This window comes from Flavobacterium profundi (assembly GCF_006491645.1).
Taxonomy (GTDB): Bacteria; Bacteroidota; Bacteroidia; order Flavobacteriales; family Flavobacteriaceae; genus Flavobacterium; species Flavobacterium profundi.
In genome coordinates, this window is record NZ_VDCZ01000003.1 from 331,165 (window position 1) to 351,968 (window position 20,804).

At 32.9% G+C, this 20,804-nt stretch carries 14 protein-coding genes; 2 read left to right on the forward strand and 12 right to left on the reverse strand.

Annotated features, from left to right (window positions below):
* Nucleotides 1–4: 4 nt before the first annotated feature.
* The 12 genes from FHG05_RS06645 to FHG05_RS06700 form a co-directional block, all read right to left on the reverse strand.
* Nucleotides 5–2,998, reverse strand: a complete 2,994-nt coding sequence (locus FHG05_RS06645) for a T9SS type B sorting domain-containing protein (protein ID WP_140997232.1) — start codon at nucleotides 2,996–2,998, stop codon at nucleotides 5–7.
* 56 nt (nucleotides 2,999–3,054) lie between these two features.
* A complete protein-coding gene (queG, locus tag FHG05_RS06650; RefSeq protein WP_140997233.1) occupies nucleotides 3,055–3,990 on the reverse strand; it encodes a tRNA epoxyqueuosine(34) reductase QueG in 936 nt (311 codons plus the stop codon).
* The gene (locus FHG05_RS06655; RefSeq protein ID WP_140997234.1) at nucleotides 3,987–5,321 is read right to left on the reverse strand and encodes a cytochrome P450; all 1,335 of its coding nucleotides are present in this window, start codon (nucleotides 5,319–5,321) and stop codon (nucleotides 3,987–3,989) included. Before FHG05_RS06655 ends, queG begins: the two co-directional genes overlap by 4 nt.
* Nucleotides 5,322–5,330: 9 nt before the next feature.
* Nucleotides 5,331–6,356: a Holliday junction branch migration DNA helicase RuvB gene (gene ruvB, locus FHG05_RS06660; protein WP_140997235.1), complete on the reverse strand. Its 1,026-nt coding sequence runs from the start codon at nucleotides 6,354–6,356 to the stop codon at nucleotides 5,331–5,333.
* 75 nt (nucleotides 6,357–6,431) lie between these two features.
* Entirely contained in the window at nucleotides 6,432–8,201 is a 1,770-nt protein-coding gene (locus tag FHG05_RS06665) for a cytochrome c oxidase subunit I (RefSeq protein ID WP_140997236.1), read from the reverse strand.
* A gap of 27 nt (nucleotides 8,202–8,228) precedes the next feature.
* Complete coding sequence (locus FHG05_RS06670) at nucleotides 8,229–9,392, reverse strand: cytochrome c oxidase subunit II (protein WP_140997237.1); 1,164 nt, start codon at nucleotides 9,390–9,392, stop codon at nucleotides 8,229–8,231.
* Between the two features lie 19 nt (nucleotides 9,393–9,411).
* A complete protein-coding gene (locus FHG05_RS06675) occupies nucleotides 9,412–10,764 on the reverse strand; it encodes a quinol:cytochrome C oxidoreductase (protein WP_140997238.1) in 1,353 nt (450 codons plus the stop codon).
* Nucleotides 10,765–10,794: 30 nt separating this feature from the next.
* Nucleotides 10,795–11,340 carry a c-type cytochrome gene (locus FHG05_RS06680; RefSeq protein ID WP_140997239.1) on the reverse strand — a complete coding sequence of 182 codons (546 nt, stop codon included), beginning with the start codon at nucleotides 11,338–11,340 and terminating at the stop codon, nucleotides 10,795–10,797.
* 8 nt (nucleotides 11,341–11,348) lie between these two features.
* Nucleotides 11,349–11,873: a DUF3341 domain-containing protein gene (locus FHG05_RS06685; protein WP_140997240.1), complete on the reverse strand. Its 525-nt coding sequence runs from the start codon at nucleotides 11,871–11,873 to the stop codon at nucleotides 11,349–11,351.
* A 4-nt stretch (nucleotides 11,874–11,877) separates the two neighbouring features.
* Nucleotides 11,878–13,287: an NrfD/PsrC family molybdoenzyme membrane anchor subunit gene (gene nrfD, locus FHG05_RS06690; RefSeq protein ID WP_140997241.1), complete on the reverse strand. Its 1,410-nt coding sequence runs from the start codon at nucleotides 13,285–13,287 to the stop codon at nucleotides 11,878–11,880.
* Between the two features lie 30 nt (nucleotides 13,288–13,317).
* Nucleotides 13,318–16,353: a TAT-variant-translocated molybdopterin oxidoreductase gene (locus tag FHG05_RS06695; protein WP_140997242.1), complete on the reverse strand. Its 3,036-nt coding sequence runs from the start codon at nucleotides 16,351–16,353 to the stop codon at nucleotides 13,318–13,320.
* 36 nt (nucleotides 16,354–16,389) lie between these two features.
* Complete coding sequence (locus tag FHG05_RS06700; RefSeq protein ID WP_140997243.1) at nucleotides 16,390–17,706, reverse strand: c-type cytochrome; 1,317 nt, start codon at nucleotides 17,704–17,706, stop codon at nucleotides 16,390–16,392.
* A gap of 218 nt (nucleotides 17,707–17,924) precedes the next feature.
* On the opposite strand from FHG05_RS06700, the gene FHG05_RS06705 reads away from it, so the two are divergent.
* Together FHG05_RS06705 and FHG05_RS06710 are read left to right on the forward strand one after the other, a co-directional pair.
* A complete protein-coding gene (locus tag FHG05_RS06705) occupies nucleotides 17,925–18,314 on the forward strand; it encodes an SPOR domain-containing protein (protein WP_140997244.1) in 390 nt (129 codons plus the stop codon).
* A gap of 7 nt (nucleotides 18,315–18,321) precedes the next feature.
* Nucleotides 18,322–20,520 carry a TonB-dependent receptor plug domain-containing protein gene (locus tag FHG05_RS06710; RefSeq protein WP_140997245.1) on the forward strand — a complete coding sequence of 733 codons (2,199 nt, stop codon included), beginning with the start codon at nucleotides 18,322–18,324 and terminating at the stop codon, nucleotides 20,518–20,520.
* Nucleotides 20,521–20,804 lie beyond the last annotated feature (284 nt).

The window sequence follows — 20,804 nt, forward strand, 5'->3', positions numbered from 1 at the left end:
AATTTTATCTCTTTAATGAAAAATGGCCTTTTTGCACTCTTCCGTCTATCATATCAATAGTATACCAATAATCAGTAGCAGGTAAATCGACATTGTTAAAAGTACCGTCCCAACCTGGAGAAGAAGAGGAGATTTGCTTAATTAATTTTCCATAGCGATCAAAGATGGAAATCGTAGTTTGACTTCCAAAACGACTGTCAAATCCTTTTACATTCCAAAAATCATTGATTCCATCTCCATTTGGAGTAAAAAATTGAGGTATTCCTAATACACTTATGGATTCATTTGAAATTCCACAACCATTTAAATCATATACATAAACTGTTAGAGTGCCTGGTAGCACATCATAAAAAACAGGACTGTCTTGATAGTTTTCACCATCAATACTATATTGATAGTCTCCATCTCCCGTTACTAGAACTGTAACGGTATTGTTTTCTTCTAAATCTACTATATCAATATCTTCAATAGTTGCAATATTAGATGGATTTACTTGTATTGTTCTTGTGCTAGAGCATCCTAAACTATTTACAACTTCTACACTATAATCACCAATAGTAGTAGCTTGAAAAGTATATTGATTCGCATTAGTAATCGCTTGATTGTCTAAATACCATTGGTAGGTAAAATCATTTATAGTGTTTTCATCAACTAATCCTGCATTTAAGATTACCGAAGAATTTGGATCATCAGTACAAATGACTTCATCCATGCTTTGTGTGTTAATTATTGGTCTTGAATTCACTACAAATGAAAGAACCTCTGTTGTCTCACATGCAGTATTATTACTATTTCTTAACACAACAAGTACATCTTGTGTTCCTGTTTCGTAAGTACCAATAAAATTAGGAATTGGATTATTATTGGTATCAAAATAAGCGATATCCACATTCGTTTGAATACCAATTATTGTATTTTCAAAAGAGGATGTATCAAAAATTTCAATACCATCTTGATTTAAAGGATTTTCCGTTTCACAAGCAACTAATAAGTTAGGATCAACTGGATTAATTATGGGAGTTTCATAAACTATAAATTCTAAAGTTGTCGAAAAAGTACAAGCATTTGGAGTCGAATTTGTCAATGCAACCGTTAGGGTTTGCGAACCCGAAGGAAAGGGATTTGGCAAGGCAGTATATACCACATTATTAGCATCAGTATAAGTTACTGCAACATTTGTATTCGATAATTCGCTTAAAAATTGGCTTTCGACAGTTGTAGTATCAAATTCCACAATACCATCATGATTGTCGTCACAACCTCTTAATATTTTCTCAGTAACTATTGGCAAACCTTCTACCTGTAAAGCTACATATTTACCTAGCCCTACACAATCGTTATTAATATTACTGTCTACTCGTACAAATAGCTCTTGAAAATTAGGACTTGAAGTGTTTGTATAACTTGAAAGATTTGTAATAGCATTTATCTCAGCCAATGCATCGTCAATATTTTCATAAAAAGTTACTTGAACGATTTGACCAGTAAATAAATTTGAAATTTGGTTGCTAGCATTTACTAAGCTAAATTGAGCTATTCCATCATTGTTATCACCAAACGTATCGTCACATTCTGTAATAAGAATAGGATTAAAAGAAGCAGGTACTTGAGTAGCCGCAACTGTTAAATCTAATTGACCCGTTCTATAACACCCATTGCTATTACTTACTCTATAATAAATAGTTTGAACATTTACGGTTTGATTAATAAAATTAATGTCATTTACAATTGGATTTGTATTGTTTTCCGCGTCTGTTAAATTTAAAAAATAGGTAAAAGTCAAACCAGTAATGGAACTACTAATTAACTCATTTGCTTCCGTTAAATTAAAAGCACTAAATCCATCCGTATCATCATCACATTGTTTTAAATTCACTACGTTGTTTATAATTGGTCTTTCCACAACTTCAATACTTAGTTCTGCAATATCAAAACAAGTTCCTTTTTCTACTCTTACATAAAAAGTATGTGTACCAACATTTAAATTAATATTTTGCCAATTTGTAATTGCATTCGAAGAACTTGTTGCTTCTACTAAGCTATTATAATAACTAAAACTGACTGCTTGTCCTCCAGAATATAATTGTGTATTATGAGTACTTAAATTATAATCTATTGAAGCCGTTGCATTATTCTCACAAACAATAGTAGCAAAATCATTAGCTATTATCGCATCAAAAATAACGGTTATGGGTTTAATCTCTGTACATTGTGCAGAAACAGAATTAATTCTAGCATAATAAGTACCCTGACTTATATTAGTTGATCCAATTAACGGATTATTATTTAATGAAGCATCTTGTAAAGAAGCAAAATAAGTAATAAAAAAACCTGGGAAACCACTTAAATAAGAGGCGTCTAAAATAGAAAAATCATATAATTCTATATTGTCATTTCCTTCGTCACATAAAACTACATCCGGAAAAGCTGGAAAATTTAAATTGGCAAAAGGATTTAAAATAGTTGCCGTTCCATTCCAATTTAAAGAAAAAGGAGAACTTCCTACAGGACGATCAATTACAACAAAATAACTTTCTCCTGACAAAACATTTAACTCTCTCACAAAACTATCTCCGCTTGGACCTGGTCCTTCACTTGTATCAAAAGACGAAGCATTCAGTCCTGTATGATTATTTGTTAATCCAGCAGCTGCAGGGTTAGTAGTAGAACAACGAATAGGAGCACCTAAATTTCCACAAGTAGAAGCAGGACCAAACACCCAAAAATCATAATCTTCATTAATACTTCCACTCTGAGGGATAATCGTAAAACCTAGTGTTCCAGGTTGATCGATAGTTACTCTTAACCATAAGGAATTATTTTCTTGACTACTACAAGATGGTGGGTTAATCTCCTGAACACCTGCTCCAGAAACATCAAAAGAAACACTTTGATTGTCACATGCTTGAATATAATTCTGACAATCATTTGGTAAGTTTTGGGCAAAACTTAGTGTTATAAATAGTAGGAAAGTAGTTAAGAAGTAATTATTTTTCACGAGTTTATTTAAATTTTGTCAAATATAAATAATTTACTCCACTATTTCTTCACTTTTTAGTCCTTTAGAAAAGTTACATTTCGTTGAAATCCTTCAAACTTGGTTCTTTTTATCGCTGATTTTTGAAATACTTTATTAAAAGTTTCTTTTGTAATTTCTTCCCAGTCTTTTTTAGTAAAATTCAAAAGCGATTCATTTGGTTGAAAAAGAGGTTCATTGTGAGGTTTTGCAAATCGATTCCATGGACAAACATCTTGACACACATCACAACCAAATGCCCAATCTTGAAACTTACCTTTCATTTCAACTGGCAAGTTATCTTTAAGTTCAATTGTAAAATAAGAAATACATTTACTACCATCTACTACGTAAGGAGCTACAATAGCTTCCGTAGGACAAGCATCGATACAAGCGGTACAAGTTCCACAATAATCTGTTGTAGCGACATCATATTCTAATTCTAAATCAACAATTAACTCTGCAATAAAATAGTACGACCCTACTTTTTGAGTAATTAAATTGGCATTTTTTCCAATCCATCCTAAACCACTTTTTGCTGCCCAAGCTTTATCTAAAACGGGTGCGGAATCTACAAAAGCCCTTCCGCTCACTTCTCCAATTTCACTCTGAATTCCACTTAATAATGCATTTAATTTTTCCTTAATAACAAAATGATAATCTTGGCCGTAAGCATATTTAGAAATTTTATACGAATCTTTTTGTTGTTCTTTTGACACTTCTTCGGCAGGATAATAATTAAGCAACAGTGAAATTACACTTTTAGCATCATCCACTAATAACGTTGGATCCAAACGTTTGTCAAAGTGGTTTTCCATGTAAGCCATTTTTCCATGTCTATTTTGGCTTAACCAATTTTCCAAACGCGGTGCTTCTTGTTCTAAAAAGCCTGCTTTTGAAATTCCGCAAGAGAGAAAACCAATGCGCTTGGCTTCCTGTTTAATAAAAGCTGTATATTTCTCTTTGAGACTCATGTTCTTTTTTTAAATTCTAAAATGGACTCAAAAGGTTTTAAAGTAATTAAAGGCTTTATTTGAATTGGGGATTTCTTCTCCACAATTTCATAATTTTCAACAACACTCAATATTGCTAAAATCATTTCATACATAGCAAAATTATTCCCAATACACATGCGTTGCCCTGCTCCAAATGGATAATAGTTTTTAGAAAACTTTACAGTTTCATCTGAAAAACGTTCTGGAATGAAAGCCTCCGGATTACTCCAAAATTCAGGATGACGATGAATTTCATATACAGAAAACAACAAATTAGAACCTTTAGGCAATTCTAATTCTTGAAAAGAATCTAGTTCTTTATTTACTCTATCAATAAAATAAGCTGGCGGATACAAGCGCATGGCTTCTTGAATCACCCATTTGGTATAAGTTGCATGGTTTATCTTGTCCATTAAATCGAAAGACTCATTTTTATTTTTATGTATTTCCTCCAAAATCTTCGATTGTGCTTGAGGATGTCTTGCTAATAATTCACAAGTAAAAGTCAAAGCATTAGAGGTAGTTTCATGTCCTGCTGCGAATAAAATTAGAATCTCATCTAATAATTGCGTTTCTTCCATAGACGAACCGTCCTCATATTTAGCATCCAAAAGCATATCTAATAAATCGTTGTATCGTATTGCACTTTGTTTTCTTTGGGTTACCAGTTTATGCAAAATCGCTCTAGATTGATCAATTAAATCAATATGAAATTTTATTTTTCCTGATAGTTTAAACCACCAACCCAAATAAGGTTGTCTTAATTCTTTTACAAGCATTTTTTGAGTAATTTCAGTGGTATGCTGTAATTGTTTAATATCAGTATCTTCAATTTCAGAACTAAATAAGGATTTTACAACCGTTTGAAAAGCCAAATCATTAAAGACTGGAAAAATATCAAAAGGGCGATTCGTTGGAATTAGATCTAATTCATTATTTATAGTACTTTGAATTGTTTCAAGTAATTGTACCAATTGGCTTTTATGAAAAGCTGGCTGAACAAGTCTTCTTTGCTTTTGCCATTTTTCACCTTCAGCAGTTAACAGTCCTTTTCCAATATACTTTGCTAAATCTCTAGTTTGTATAGGTGATTTAAGGTAATTCTTTTGATTCTTTTGTAAAACATAACTTAGCAATTCAGCATCTCGTGTAAAAATTACCGATTTTCCAAAACCCACATTTAAACGAAAGGAGTTTCCATATTTATTGAAGTTTGCTTTATGAAATGGAAGTGGATTTCTTAATATAGAAAGCGAATGCCTAATAAATTTTGGCAAGGATACTTCGGGAATTTTTTTTTCAGAACTCATCTCAATTTTTTATTCGAAAAGACCACCTTGAATATTGTTTTTTATTTTTCCTAAATGGCGATACGCTTTTTCAGTTACCTCTCGTCCCCTAGGTGTTCTCATTATAAAACCTTCTTGTATTAGAAAAGGCTCGTAAACTTCTTCTATTGTTTCACCGTTTTCAGAGACAGCAGTAGCTAAAGTAGTTAAACCCACAGGACCTCCTTTAAATTTATCAATAATGGTGGATAAAATTTTATTATCCATTTCGTCCAAACCATTTGCATCCACATTCAGCGCTTTTAATGCATATTTAGTAATTTCGACATCAATTCTACCATTACCTTTAATCTGAGCAAAATCACGTACTCTTCTTAATAATGCATTTGCAATTCGAGGAGTACCTCTACTTCTACCGGCTATTTCAATTGCAGCGTCCAAATCTATTTCAACACGTAAAATGGAAGCACTGCGTTCAATAATTGTAGCTAATAATTCTGTATTATAATATTGTAATCTACTTTGAATACCAAAACGGGCACGCATAGGTGCTGTTAGTAAACCAGAACGTGTAGTAGCTCCAACTAAAGTAAAAGGGTTCAGATTAATTTGAACCGTTCGTGCATTAGGCCCACTCTCGATCATAATATCTATTTTGTAATCTTCCATTGCAGAATACAAATATTCTTCAACAATAGGACTTAAACGATGAATTTCATCTATGAATAAAACATCTCTTTCTTCAAGATTGGTTAACAATCCCGCCAAGTCTCCAGGTTTATCTAAAACAGGTCCAGATGTAATTTTAATTCCTACACCCAATTCGTTTGCCAATATGTTTGCCAAAGTGGTCTTTCCTAGACCAGGAGGACCATGAAACAATGCGTGATCTAGTGCTTCATTTCTTTGATTAGCCGCTTGAACAAAAACTTTTAAATTTTCCAAAACATGATCTTGGCCCGCAAAATCATCAAAAGACAATGGGCGTAATGCTTTTTCAATATCAATTTCCTGTGGGGAAAATCGTTCTTTATTAGGATTTAAATTTTCATTCATGTAGCAAAGATAAGCAAAGTTAAAAACAAAAAACCTTTCCAAATTGGAAAGGTTTTTAATTATATCTATAAAATCTTAATGATGTAATTCTTCTTCTCCATCTTTCATTGGAGTAATCTGAGATACAAAATCTTCATCATGACCTGGTTTACTATAGTCATAAGCCCAACGGTGTACTTCAGGAATTTCACCTGGCCAGTTACCGTGAATATGCTCAACAGGAGTAGTCCATTCTAAAGTATTAGATCTCCATGGGTTTTGAGTTGCTTTTTTACCGTAGAAAATACTATAGAAGAAATTCCAGAAGAAAACTATTTGGAATACAGCTCCTACAATAGCAAAAACAGTAATTAATACATTCACATCAGCTAACTCATCAAATAATGGAAAAGCTGAATTCGTATAATATCGTCTTGGTAAACCAGCCATACCTATGAAGTGCATTGGAAAAAATACTCCATAAGCACAAACAGCGGTTACCCAAAAGTGAACATATCCTAAAGTTTTGTTCATCATTTTACCAAACATTTTAGGGAACCAATGATATACACCCGCAAAGAATCCATATAATGCGGAAATACCCATTACTAAGTGGAAGTGAGCAACTACGAAATAAGTATCATGAACGTTAATATCTAGTGTAGAATCTCCAAGAATAATACCTGTTAAACCACCTGTAATAAAAGTTGAAACTAAACCAATAGAAAACAACATCGCTGGGTTAAGCTGTAAATTACCTTTCCAAAGTGTGGTAATATAGTTAAATGCTTTAACAGCTGATGGTATAGCAATTAAAAGGGTTGTAAATGTAAATACCGACCCTAAGAATGGATTCATTCCAGAGATAAACATGTGGTGACCCCAAACAATTGTTGATAAGAAAGCAATTGCTAATATAGATGCAATCATCGCTCTATATCCAAAAATTGGTTTTCTAGAGTTCGTAGCTATAATTTCTGAAGTAATCCCTAATGCAGGTAACAATACAATATATACTTCAGGGTGACCTAAAAACCAAAATAAATGTTCAAACAATACTGGTGAACCACCTTGATAATGCAATACTTCACCTTGGATGAAAATATCAGACAAAAAGAAAGAAGTACCAAAGCTTCTATCAAAAATCAATAATAATGCTGCAGAAAAAAGAACAGGGAAAGAGATAATACCAATAATAGCAGTAACGAAAAATGCCCAAACTGTTAAAGGTAATCTTGTCATCGTCATTCCTTTTGTTCTTAAATTAATTACTGTAACTACATAATTTAATGACCCCATTAAAGAAGAAGCAATAAATATAGCCATAGAAACTAACCATAAAGTCATACCTAAACCTGAACCAGGAATAGCTTGAGGAAGCGCACTTAATGGCGGATAAATTGTCCAACCTGCAGAAGCTGGACCAGACTCAATAAATAATGAACCTAACATAATTACTGAAGAAATGAAAAACATCCAGTAAGAAAGCATGTTCATAAATCCTGACGCCATATCTCTAGCTCCAATTTGTAAAGGAATAAGTAAATTACTAAATGTACCACTCAATCCAGCAGTTAATACGAAGAAAACCATAATAGTTCCATGTATGGTAACCAAAGCAAGGTAAATATCATTACGCATTACACCTCCAGGTGCAAAATTTTCACCTAAAAGAAATTTAAATATACCAAAAGATTGTTCTGGCCAAGCAATTTGCATACGGAACAAAATAGAAAGTAAAACTCCCACAATTCCCATTATTAAACCTGTAATCAGGTATTGCTTAGCAATCATCTTATGATCTAAACTAAAAATATATTTAGTAATAAATGTTTCTTTATGATGACCGTGTTCGTGTGCTGACATAATCTTATATTATTTTAATATCTTAATCTATTTAATAATTTGTGCTACAACTTTTGTAGTATCTATTACAACTTCCATAGGCTCTGTTAATTCTACTTCTGGGGTTGGAGCGGGTGCTGGCGCATTTGCTTCAGCCCATTGAGAAGAAAGAGTTGGTTTTTCACTTAACCATGTTTTAAAATCTTCAGGTGTATCTACTACAATTTTCATTTGCATATTGTAATGAGAAGCTCCACAAATTTTATTACATAACAGTAAATAGTCAAAAGTGTATGGCTCTAAAGCTTCTTCACCCTTCGCAACTAAATCAATACTCTTTTTAGCTCTAATCTTGTTTATTTTATCAACTTTTGCAATGATTGCTTCGTCTTCACGCATTTCAGCTGTAGTCATGTTAGGTACAAATGCAAACTGAGTTATCATTCCTGGAACACAGTTCATTTGAGCTCTAAAATGTGGCATGTAAGCAGAGTGAAGCACATCTTGTGAACGCATTTTAAAAACTATTTTCTTACCTTTTGGTAAATGCAATTCGTTTACAACTTTATCATCTTGAGCAGCAGGATCTGATAAATCTACTCCTAAAGTGTTTACTCCTTCAATAAACCTAACATTCGCTTTACCTAGCGTATTATCTTCACCTGAATATCTTACTTCCCAACCAAATTGTTTCGCGTAAAGCTCTACATAAATTACTTCTTCTTCATCATCGTAATACATGATGTTATTCCAAGTATATAAACCGTATAAAATTAATCCTGCTAAAACAATTACAGGAATAATTGTCCAAATTGCTTCTAATTTGTTATTATCAGCAAAATACAAAGCTTTTTGTCCTTGCTTACCTCTATATTTAAAAGTAAAATAGTGTAATAAGAATTGAGTTATCGTTTGTACAAAGAAAATTAAGTACATAGAAATAGCCATTAGATTATCTACGTCTGCTCCATGTTCTGAAGCTGGTGTACCTAATACTAAATCACCCCATTTTAATAAGGAATAAATAGTAAAGATGTAGATAAAACCAACAAAAGCAAACATTAAGTATCCATTAATACTATTATCTTTATCATTTGCAACTTCAGAATCACCTGAATTTGAACCTACTTGAGTTAAATCGAATATTTTAGTCAATTGCCAAATTGCAATTCCAATTAAAACTAAAACAAAGAATATCAATAAACTTGTCATTTGTTTATTTCTTTAAATATTAATAATGAAAATGTTTGCTCTCTTCCATCAAAGGATTACCCTTCGCTACTAATGATTCTTTAGATAAAGTAGTAAATACTACAAAAATAAATAATCCTAAAAAGAAAGCTATTGAACCTAATTCAGAAACTCCGATAAACCATTGATCACCTACAGTAGCTGGCATAATCATATTGTAAAAATCAATATAATGACCACATAAAATTACAATACCTGCCATAACTACAATCCATGATAAACGTTTGAAATCTGTATTAATTAAAATTAATAATGGGAATACAAAATTCATAACAAGCATACCGAAAAATGGTAATTTATAGTTTTCAATTCTAAATACAAAATAAGTAACCTCTTCTGGAATATCAGAATACCAAATTAACATAAATTGAGAAAACCATAAATACGTCCAGAATATACTTATACCAAACATGAATTTAGCTAAGTCATGAATATGACTTGTATTTACATATTCTAAATATCCTTTAGATTTTAAATATAAAGTAATTAAAGCAATGGTTGTAATTCCACTTACAAAGAAACTTGCGAATACATACCATCCAAATAATGTACTATACCAGTGTGGATCAACTGACATTATCCAATCCCAAGACATAATAGATTCAGAAACTATAAAGAAAACTAGGAATCCAGCTGCCCATTTAAAATTCTTTTTATAATTGGTAATATCATTAGATTTGTCTTGTGCAAGAGAATTTTTTCTTGAAACATATCTGTAAAGATTCCACCCCCCTAAAAAGATAACAGCTCTAATCAAAAAGAAAGGAACATTTAAATATCCTGATTTAGCTTGCAATAAATGATCTTTAGCAACTACAGTTTCATCCATCCACACAAATAAATGATTCATATGGAAACCCGAAAGAAGTAATACAACAAAAAATATGATAGATCCAGGTAATAAATAACCTGTAATACCTTCCATTACTCTAAACAAGATAGGAGACCAACCTGCTTGAGCTGCTTGTTGAATCGCATAAAAAGCTAAAACCCCAACAGTTAACAACATGAAAAAGATACAAGCAACATAAAACGCAGACCACGGCTTATTTTGTTGTTGATGTAAAACATGATCAATATGAGCATCATGCTCATTTGTTTCATGATTCACCTCAGATTTATGAGTATCATGAGAAGCAGGAGCTGCTTCATGATGTGTTGCATGTGAATCATGAGCTGTTGCTTTTCCATGATGACCATCATGAGCATTTTCTATCATTTCTTTAACTTCTTCTTTATTTGGTACAGTCATAAAACCAATACCAATGCCTATGATTCCTAAAACCATTAGGACAATTGAAAAAGTTTTTAATTTACTTGAAAACGTATACATATTAATAATTTTCAAAAAAGTGTTTTACAATTATAATTCGGACTTCAGTTTTAAAACGTAATCAGCTACCTGCCATCTCTCTTCTTGCGTTAATTGATTAGCATGTGAACCCATAGAATTCAATCCATAAGTTTCTACGAAATAAATACTTCCTTCTGTTATTACTCTATCTTTATAGCTAGGAACCCCTAAGAATTTCTCTCTTTTTACTAAATTTCCTTTTCCATCTCCTTTTTCACCATGGCAAATAGCACAATAAATATTAAATAATGCTTTACCATTTTCTGGATTACGAGATAAAGAATCTAAAGGGGATTTTAAAGTTTCCTTAGCCAAAGCATAACCTTCAGTTGTATTAGGAATTTCAAAAGGAACAAACCCTCGTTTTATGGTACCTGGTGCAGGCAATTGTCCTTCTTTACCATTTTTAAACACTTCATGCTCAGAATACGTTTCATATGGAACGGCTTCATACATGTTTGGAAAAAACTGATAGTTAGGCTTTGCGTCATCATGGCAAGAAGTTACCATGAAAGTAAAACCTGCTATTGCTACTATTTTATATAAGCTTTTCATATCTTGTATTAATGCTTTTCTATTACTTTAACTTCTACAGCTCCAGTTGACTTAAAAAATGAAACCATATCGTCTTCATTTCCGTGAACACCAACTTCCATTAAAAAATGATCATCTGTAGTTCTTACATCAGGATTTTCAGCTTTTTTAAAAGGCCATAATTTACTTCTCATATAAAAAGTAATAACCATTAAGTGAGCTGCAAAAAACACTGTCATCTCAAACATAATTGGAACAAATGCAGGCATGTTATCGATGTAACTAAAACTTGGTTTACCTCCAATATCTTGAGGCCAATCCACAATCATAATGAAGCGCATCATAGTAGTTGCAACCGATAGACCAACTAATCCATACAAAAATGAAGCGATTGCAATTCTTGTTGGAGCTAATCCCATAGCTTTATCTAATCCATGTACTGGAAAAGGTGTGTAAACTTCTTCAATATGATGATGTGCTGCTCTTGTTTGTTTAACAGCATCCATTAAAACATCATCATCATTATATATAGCGTGTATAACTTTATTACTCATGATATTAATGATTATCTGAATGATTATGTCCGTGTTCTTCTCTTTCTCTTTTATAGTTATCACCAGATGATTTTAAGATAGTCTTAACTTCGGCTTGAGCAATAACTGGGAAACTTCTAGAATATAATAAAAACAATACAAAGAAGAAACCAATAGTTCCGATAAAAATTCCTGCATCTACAAATGTAGGTTGGAACATTGTCCAAGATGATGGTAAATAATCTCTGTGTAAGGAAGTAACGATAATTACGAAACGCTCAAACCACATTCCCACATTTACAACAATAGAAATGATAAATGAAAAAGCAATACTAGTTCTCAATTTCTTAGACCACATAAACTGTGGTGAGAATACGTTACAAGTCATCATTAAGAAATATGACCACCAGTAAGGTCCAGTAGCTCTATTCAAGAAAGCATATTGTTCATACTCTACACCTGAATACCAAGCAATAAATAACTCTGTTATATATGCACAACCCACAATTGAACCTGTAATCATAATAATGATATTCATTAATTCAATATGTTGAATGGTAATATATTCTTCAAGATTCGATACTTTTCTCATGATAATCAATAAGGTATTTACCATTGCAAATCCTGAGAAAATTGCCCCAGCAACGAAGTAAGGCGGAAGGATTGTTGTATGCCATCCAGGAATTACTGAAGTTGCGAAGTCAAAAGATACAATTGTATGTACTGAAAGTACAAGAGGCGTAGCCAAACCAGCTAAAACTAATGATACTTCTTCAAAACGTTGCCAATCTTTTGCTCTACCACTCCATCCAAAAGATAAAGTTGAGTAGATTCTTTTTGTAAATGGTGTTATAGCTCTATCACGTAACATCGCGAAGTCAGGTAATAAACCAGTCCACCAGAACACTAATGAAACTGATAAATACGTTGAAATAGCAAATACGTCCCAAAGTAAGGGAGAATTAAAGTTAACCCATAATGATCCAAATTGATTTGGAATAGGTAATACCCAATAACCTAACCATGGACGCCCCATGTGAATAATTGGGAATAAACCAGCTTGCATTACCGAGAAAATAGTCATGGCTTCCGCAGAACGGTTAATTGCCATTCTCCATTTTTGACGGAATAATAATAATACAGCTGAGATTAAGGTTCCAGCGTGACCGATACCAACCCACCAAACAAAGTTAGTGATATCCCATGCCCAACCTACAGTTTTATTTAATCCCCAAGTACCAATCCCTGTAGAGATGGTATAAATCATACAACCTAATCCATAAAGGAAAGCGGTTAAGGCAATTGAAAATACAATCCACCATTGTTTATTCGCTCTACCTTCAACAGGTCTAGCTACATCTACAGTAACGTCGTGGTAAGATTTATTTCCTACTACTAAAGGTTTTCTAATGGGTGCTTCGTAATGAGACGACATAATCCTTTATATTGTTTCTTTAATTAATACTTATTTAACGTTTCTTACTTTAACGTGATAGAATACATTTGGTTTTGTACCAATATGCTCTAGTAAATGATACATTCTTTCGTCTTCAGCTAATTTAGCTACTTGACTCTCTTTATCATTTACATCACCAAATACCATTGCTCCACTAGTACATGCAGCAGAACAAGCCGTTTGGAATTCACCATCTTTTACTAATCTACCTTCACGTTTTGCTTGAAGTTTTGTTGCCTGTGTTTTTTGAATACACATTGAACATTTTTCCATAACACCTCGAGAACGTACGTTTACATCTGGGTTCAATACCATACGACCTAAATCATTGTTCATGTGGTAATCAAACTCACTGTTTTTATTATATAAGAACCAGTTAAAACGTCTTACTTTATACGGACAGTTATTCGCGCAATAACGCGTTCCAACACATCTATTGTAAGCCATATGGTTTTGACCTTCTTTACCATGAGAAGTAGCTGCAACTGGACAAACTGTTTCACAAGGAGCGTGATTACAGTGTTGACACATTACAGGTTGGAAAGCCACTTGTGGATTTTCTGAAGGATCTTCCATATCTGAAAGTGTACTTACAGAATTTAATAAACCAGAAGTACCTTCTTTCAATTCAACATCACCACTGAAGGTCTCTTCATGTGAATAATATCTATCGATACGTAACCAATGCATATCTCTACTTCTTCTCACTTCAGATTTACCTACAACAGGAACGTTATTTTCAGCATGACATGCAATCACACATGCTCCACATCCTGTACAAGCATTTAAATCAATAGACAAGTTAAAATGATGTCCTGTAGTTCTATCAAAAGAAGTCCATAAATCTACTTCAGTAGTAGGAGTTTCCTGATGATCTAAAGATACCATTGGAACTGGGTTCCAAACTTCAGCGTCTTTTGTATTGAATATTTCAAGAGTCGTTTCTTTGATGATATCACCACGACCCATTAATGTTTTTTGTAATTGAACACAAGCAAATTCATGTTCTCCAGCTTCTTTCGTAATCGTAACGATTTGGTTAGCGGTTAAGTTTTTATACAATGTATAAGCATTTACACCTACTTGCATTTCTTGCTTTAAAGCCGCTTTTTTACCATAACCAAAAGCTAATCCTAAAGTACCAACTGCTTGACCTGGTTGCACTACTACAGGAACATTATTTAAAGTTACATTACCTACTTTTAAAGTAACATAATTTCCATTCATTCCTCCATTAGCTACATTCCAATTTTTCAAATCATAACGTTCCGCATCTTTTTTAGAAATCGTAACATAGTTATCCCAAGACACTCTTGTGATTGGATCTGGAAACTCTTGTAACCAAGGATTATTTGCTTGTTGACCATCTCCCATTCCAGTTTTAGTATACAATACTAAATCTAAACCTGAATTTTTAACACTTGTTAATTGAGATACAGCCGCAGAAAAATCAACCGTGTTAGCCACTAATGGTAATGCTTCATTCATTGCGAAACCATCATGAACTATTTGATTCCATGATTTACCACTTACATTTGAAGCAGCAAACCCTTTCAAATAATCATAATAACTAACACTATTTTCTGTCCAAGTTAACAAAGCTTCTTGGAATTGTTTTGTATCAAATAATGGACGAATAGTTGGTTGAGCTACACTATAATGCCCTATTTCAATAGTTACATCTGACCATGACTCCAAATAATGAGGAGCAGCTGCTGCAATAGTCGTTATAGACGCAGTCTCATCTTCTTTCATTGAAAATGAAACTGATAATTTTACTTTTTTAAGTGCTTCAGAAAAGTCTTTTGCATTTGGCAAAGTATAAACAGGATTCACTCCACTCATTATTAAAGTGTGCACTTTTCCTGCTTTCATATAATCTACTAACTGACTTACCTCTTTAGCATTACCTTTTCTTACTAATTTAGCTTTTGTTGGATTAAAGGCTTCTGAAGCAATAGCACTGTTAATAGCTAAAACTACTAATTGCGCATTCACATCATCTAAACCAGTAACTACAACACCTTTAGATTTAGCAGACTTTAATTGATTTACTACTTTTGCAATTTCAGCATTTTTAGGAGATGCGCCATTAACCACTGCATTATAAATATCTGCTAAAGCCGCTTTTTGTTGCGAAATGTTCATTGGCATTCTCTTATCAGCATTTGCTCCTGCAAGAGACATATTTGCTTCAATTTGAATATGCTTCGACATTTTTCCATTTTTAGGAACTCTACCTTTAGCATAACCTGCATCATATCCACCACCTTGCCAATCACCTAAGATATCTGCACCAACAGAAACAATAACATCAGCTTTAGAAAAATCATAATTTGCTAAAGCACGAACACCGTATACTTGCTCAAAAGCATCCAATGCATTTGAATCCGATACCGCATCGTAAATAACATGCTTAACTGTAGGATATTTTGCTTTTAATTCGTCAATTAAAGCATCAGTAGAAGGACTTGCCATTGTATTTGTTAAAAGCACTACAGCGCCACCTTGTGCGTTAGCCTCTTCTAAACCAGCCTTAACTTTTGCATTTACTTCACCCCAAGTTGCGTTATTACCAGCAATTTTAGGTTGTTTTAAACGAAGACTGTCATACAAAGAAAGCACAGAAGCATGCACTCTTGCATTCGCACCTGTTCTTGCTCCTTCTAAATTATTATTTTCAACTTTAATTGGACGACCTTCACGTGTTTTTATAAGAATATTTGCAAAATCAAAACCATCTGCAATAGTAGTAGCATAAAAGTCAGCCACACCAGGAATAATTTCTTCAGGTTGTACTACATAAGGGATTGATTTCACAACTGGACCTTCACAAGCTGCTAAAGATGCAGCAGCTGTACTAAATCCAACGTATTTTAAAAAGTCACGACGAGATGTTGCACTACTTGATAAAGCTTCTTTGTCTCCTAAAAACTCATCAACAGGAATTTGCTCAACAAACTCATTGTTTCTTAGCGTCTCAACAATAGAACTATTTTCGTTTAGTTCCTCAACACTTTTCCAGTATTTTTTGTTTGATGCCATATTGTATATTGATATTAGCTTCTTAAATTATATTAATTAATAGTGGCATTTACCACACTCTAAACCTCCCATTTGTGCTGCAGTCAACTTCTCAACTCCATACTTTTTAGAAAGTTCTTCATGAATTTTTGCATAATATGCATTGTCCTCAACCTTAACATTTGTCTCTCTGTGACAGTTAATACACCATCCCATAGTTAAAGAAGAATGTTGTCTCATGATTTCCATTTCTTCAACAGGACCATGACACGTTTGACATTCTACTCCAGCAACTGTTACGTGTTGCGAGTGGTTGAAATACACAAAATCAGGTAAATTATGAATTCTAATCCATTTTACTGGCTCTGTTTTACCTGTATAGGTTTGAGTAGTTTTATCCCAACCTACAGCATTGTATAACTTTTGAATTTCGTTATTATAATTTACACCATATTCGTTTCCTTCTGCTAAAGTCTCTTCAGCCACTTCAGAAATATTTTTATGACAGTTCATACAAACATTTAAAGAAGGAATATTAGAGTGTTTACCAACACGAGCTGCAGAGTGACAGTATTTACAATCTATACCATTATCTCCAGCGTGAATTCTGTGCGAATAATGAATCGGTTGAATCGGTTCATATCCTTGATCCACACCTACTTGCATTAAATAGCCATAAGCAAAATAAGCTGCAAACAATAAGAATAAAATAGCCGTAACAACTAATAAGAATTGGTTTTTAATAAACGCTTTCCAAATTGGTAAAGACTTACTATCTTTCTGAACCTCAATACCATTTGCTTTAGCAATCTTTGTTAACACATTATTCACTAAGAACAACATTACTATTAACATGGTCAACACTAACGCTAACGCTCCAAGAATTACATTGTTAGAAATTCCAGAATCATTTGATGAACCTCCATTTCCATCAACTACAGTTGCCGCAACTACAGGCTCTGGTTTAGGTTGTGAAGTATACGCTAAAATATTATCAATATCTGTATTAGATAATTGAGGAAAAATAGTCATTGCTTTTTGACCATTTTCATTGTAAATTTTTAACGCAGTTGGATCTCCAGCTTTAATAAGTTCTGTGTTGTTTTTGATCCACTTGTAAAGAAATTCTTTGTCATACTTGTCAGCGACACCTCTTAAAGCTGGCCCTGTCATTACTTTATCTAAAGCATGACATGCAGCACAATTAGCATTAAATAGCGCTTTACCTGCGTCCGCATTACCACCTGTAGCAGGTGCAGCAGCAACATCTACTGATGTTGAATCTTGAGAAAAAACAGATAAAGAAAAAGATAGCGTTAAAGCTAAACTGAAGAAAATCCTTGAAAACGATTTATGGTTACCCACCTTTTTCATATTTAATTAATGATTATCGACTAGATTTGGTACGATTTTAGATATATAACTTACACCTTAAAAGCATACATTATTTTAAACTCCGACAAAAATACGATATTAGAACTATTCTAAAAACCTTAATTTTATCTTAAAATGTAATTTATATTTATTCTAAATAATTTATCCTATTTTGTTTCGTTTAGAATATTGTACTTTTGCTTTAAATTTTATTCATTATGAGAAAATTAACTTCAATAAATTATTTTTACATCGCTATTATTAGCTTATTTATTACTTCTAAAAGTTTTTCACAAGACGACAAAACAACTGTAATTCAAGATCCAAGATTTAGTAAATTGTTAAAAGAAAAGCAACTTTTGAACGCTTCTAATGATTCGGAAGACAATTATACTATCCAGATTTTCTATGGTGATAAAGAGGCTGCCAAAAAGACTTTGGTCAACTTCAAAAAAGACTTTAAAGATATAGACGCTACTTATTTATATACCAATCCAACATATAAAGTATGGGTAGGAAAATACAAATTAAGAATTAACGCAGAAAAAGACTTGGTAGAAATTAAAAAGAAATACCCAATGGCCTTCTTAATTAAACCCAATCGTTAAACTGCTAATGAAAAAAATTTTATTTACTGGTGCGCTCTTTACTAGTATTTTAGGCTATTCTCAAACTACAAGAGACTCTATAAACACAAAAAGTCTTGAAGAAGTTATTGTGACTTCAAATAAGGTTTCAAAAAACAAAAAAATTCTACCCATACAAGTAGAATCCATTTCTAAAAAAGAAATTGAATTTCAAAACTATCAGTCTACTGCTGAAATGCTATCCAATTCAGGTTCATTGTTTGTACAAAAATCACAACAAGGAGGTGGAAGCCCAGCAATTAGAGGATTTGAAGCGAGTCGTGTGTTACTTTTAGTAGATGGCTTTAGAATGAATAATTTGATTTTCAGAACAGGTCATTTACAAAATGTAATTACCATTGATGAAAACATGTTAGAAAATGCAGACATTTTTTACGGTCCAACTTCAACTCTTTTTGGAAGTGATGCTTTAGGAGGAACTGTAAACATGACTACAAAAAAAACATCATTTTCCGATGCATCTAACAAAACGATTTGGGGGCAAATCAACTCCCGTTACGGAACTGTCAACAAAGAAAAGTCGGTTTCCTTTGATTTCAATTACGCTACTAAAAACTTTGCCTCTTTAACTATTTTCTCTTATAATGATTTTGGAGATTTAAAAATGGGTAAAAATAAAAATCCACATGGAGATTATTTTGGAGAAAGACCTTTTTATGTAGCAACTAGCAATGGTGTTGATAAATTAGTAGCTAATGATGACAAATATGTACAAAAGTTTTCGGGCTACACCCAATATAACGCCTTGCAAAAATTAAGTTATAAAACTAATTCTGGCTATCTGCATGGATTAAATTTACAATTTTCAACTACAAGTAACATTCCAAGATACGATCGTTTAACTGACCCTTCCTCTTCAACAGGTCTACGAAACGCCGTTTGGTATTATGGTCCGCAACAACGCATACTAACGGCTTATACATTAGAAAAACAAAAGGCCTTTTTAAGTAGCGATTTAACGCTTGCATTAGCTTACCAAAACATGAAAGAAAGTCGTCATAACCGACGTTTTTCGAATTATAATTTACAACATAGAGAAGAAAACGTAAACCTATACTCCTTTTCTACTGATCTTAGTAAAAAATTCACCAAAGGAGAGTTATTTTATGGTTTTGAATCTTATTTTGAAACTTTACAATCGACTGCTTATGCTCAAAACAGCAATACAGGAGAACAAAATGGCCTAGATACACGTTATCCAAATGGAGACAATCATATGTTTCGAAACGATATTTATATTTCGTACACTGAAAAAACAACACCTAAAACCGCTTGGTCTACTGGTGGCCGTTTAGGCTATACTACTTTAAATAGCAACATTGCAGATGACACCTATTTTCCTCTACCTTTTTCTAAAATCAAACAAGGTAATTTTACCTATAGCGGTTCTTTAGGAATCGTACACAACACTTCTCAAAATGTGGCATTAAAAGCAAATATTTCCTCAGGGTTTAGAGTACCCAATATTGATGATTTTGGAAAAATATTTGAATCTGGAGGTGGATTTTTAATTGTTCCAAATGAAGATTTGAGTCCAGAAAAAACCGTTACGGGTGATTTAGGCTTCGTAATTCAATCGAATAACAAGCGCTTTAAATTAGAACACACTTATTTCTATACACGCATGTACGACGCTATAGTGACAGACACTTTTACCTATCAAGGTCAGAATACCGTCGATTACAACGGTGAAACCAGTATTGTTTTAGCAAATCAAAACAAAGGAAAAGCATACATTACTGGGATCTCAACTTTAGTGAAAGGCTATCTTATTGAAAATTTACAATTCAATGCAACTTTCAATTATACTTATGGAAGAATCGTAGAAGAACAAGAACGTCCTTTAGATCATATTTCACCTTATTTTGGCAAATTAGGACTGCATTATGCAAAAAGAAAATGGCAAGCTGAAGCGAATGTGTTGTATAATGGTAAAAAACACAGTAAAGATTATTTTCCAAATGGTGAAGACAATGAGCAGTATGCTCCTGAAGGAGGAATGCCTGCTTGGGAAACATATAATTTAAAAGCCAGTTGTACCATTTTAAAACATGCTACTTTGTATGCAGGTGTAGAAAACATTTTAGACACGCAATACCGTGTTTTTGCATCTGGTATAAATGCTCCAGGTCGTAATATATATGGCGGATTAAAATATACTTTTTAATATTTTGGGAGCACCAAAAAAGTAGTCTGTTTTAAATTCCTCCTGCTATCCGCTAAATCTGTCATTGCAAAAACATTTGCATCCTTTACAAAAAATAGTTTACAATGACAGGATATCGCTGCTATCAGGGCTCTTTAGAAAAGCCTATTCTATTACCAACTCTTCATACCATCTGAGTTGTCCTAAAAAAGGTTGACTCGTTACTATATCAAAAATAGTTAAATCGGAACAGAATTAATTCTGTTCCGATTTATTTTTTTCCATTGTTTTAATTCTATTGATTT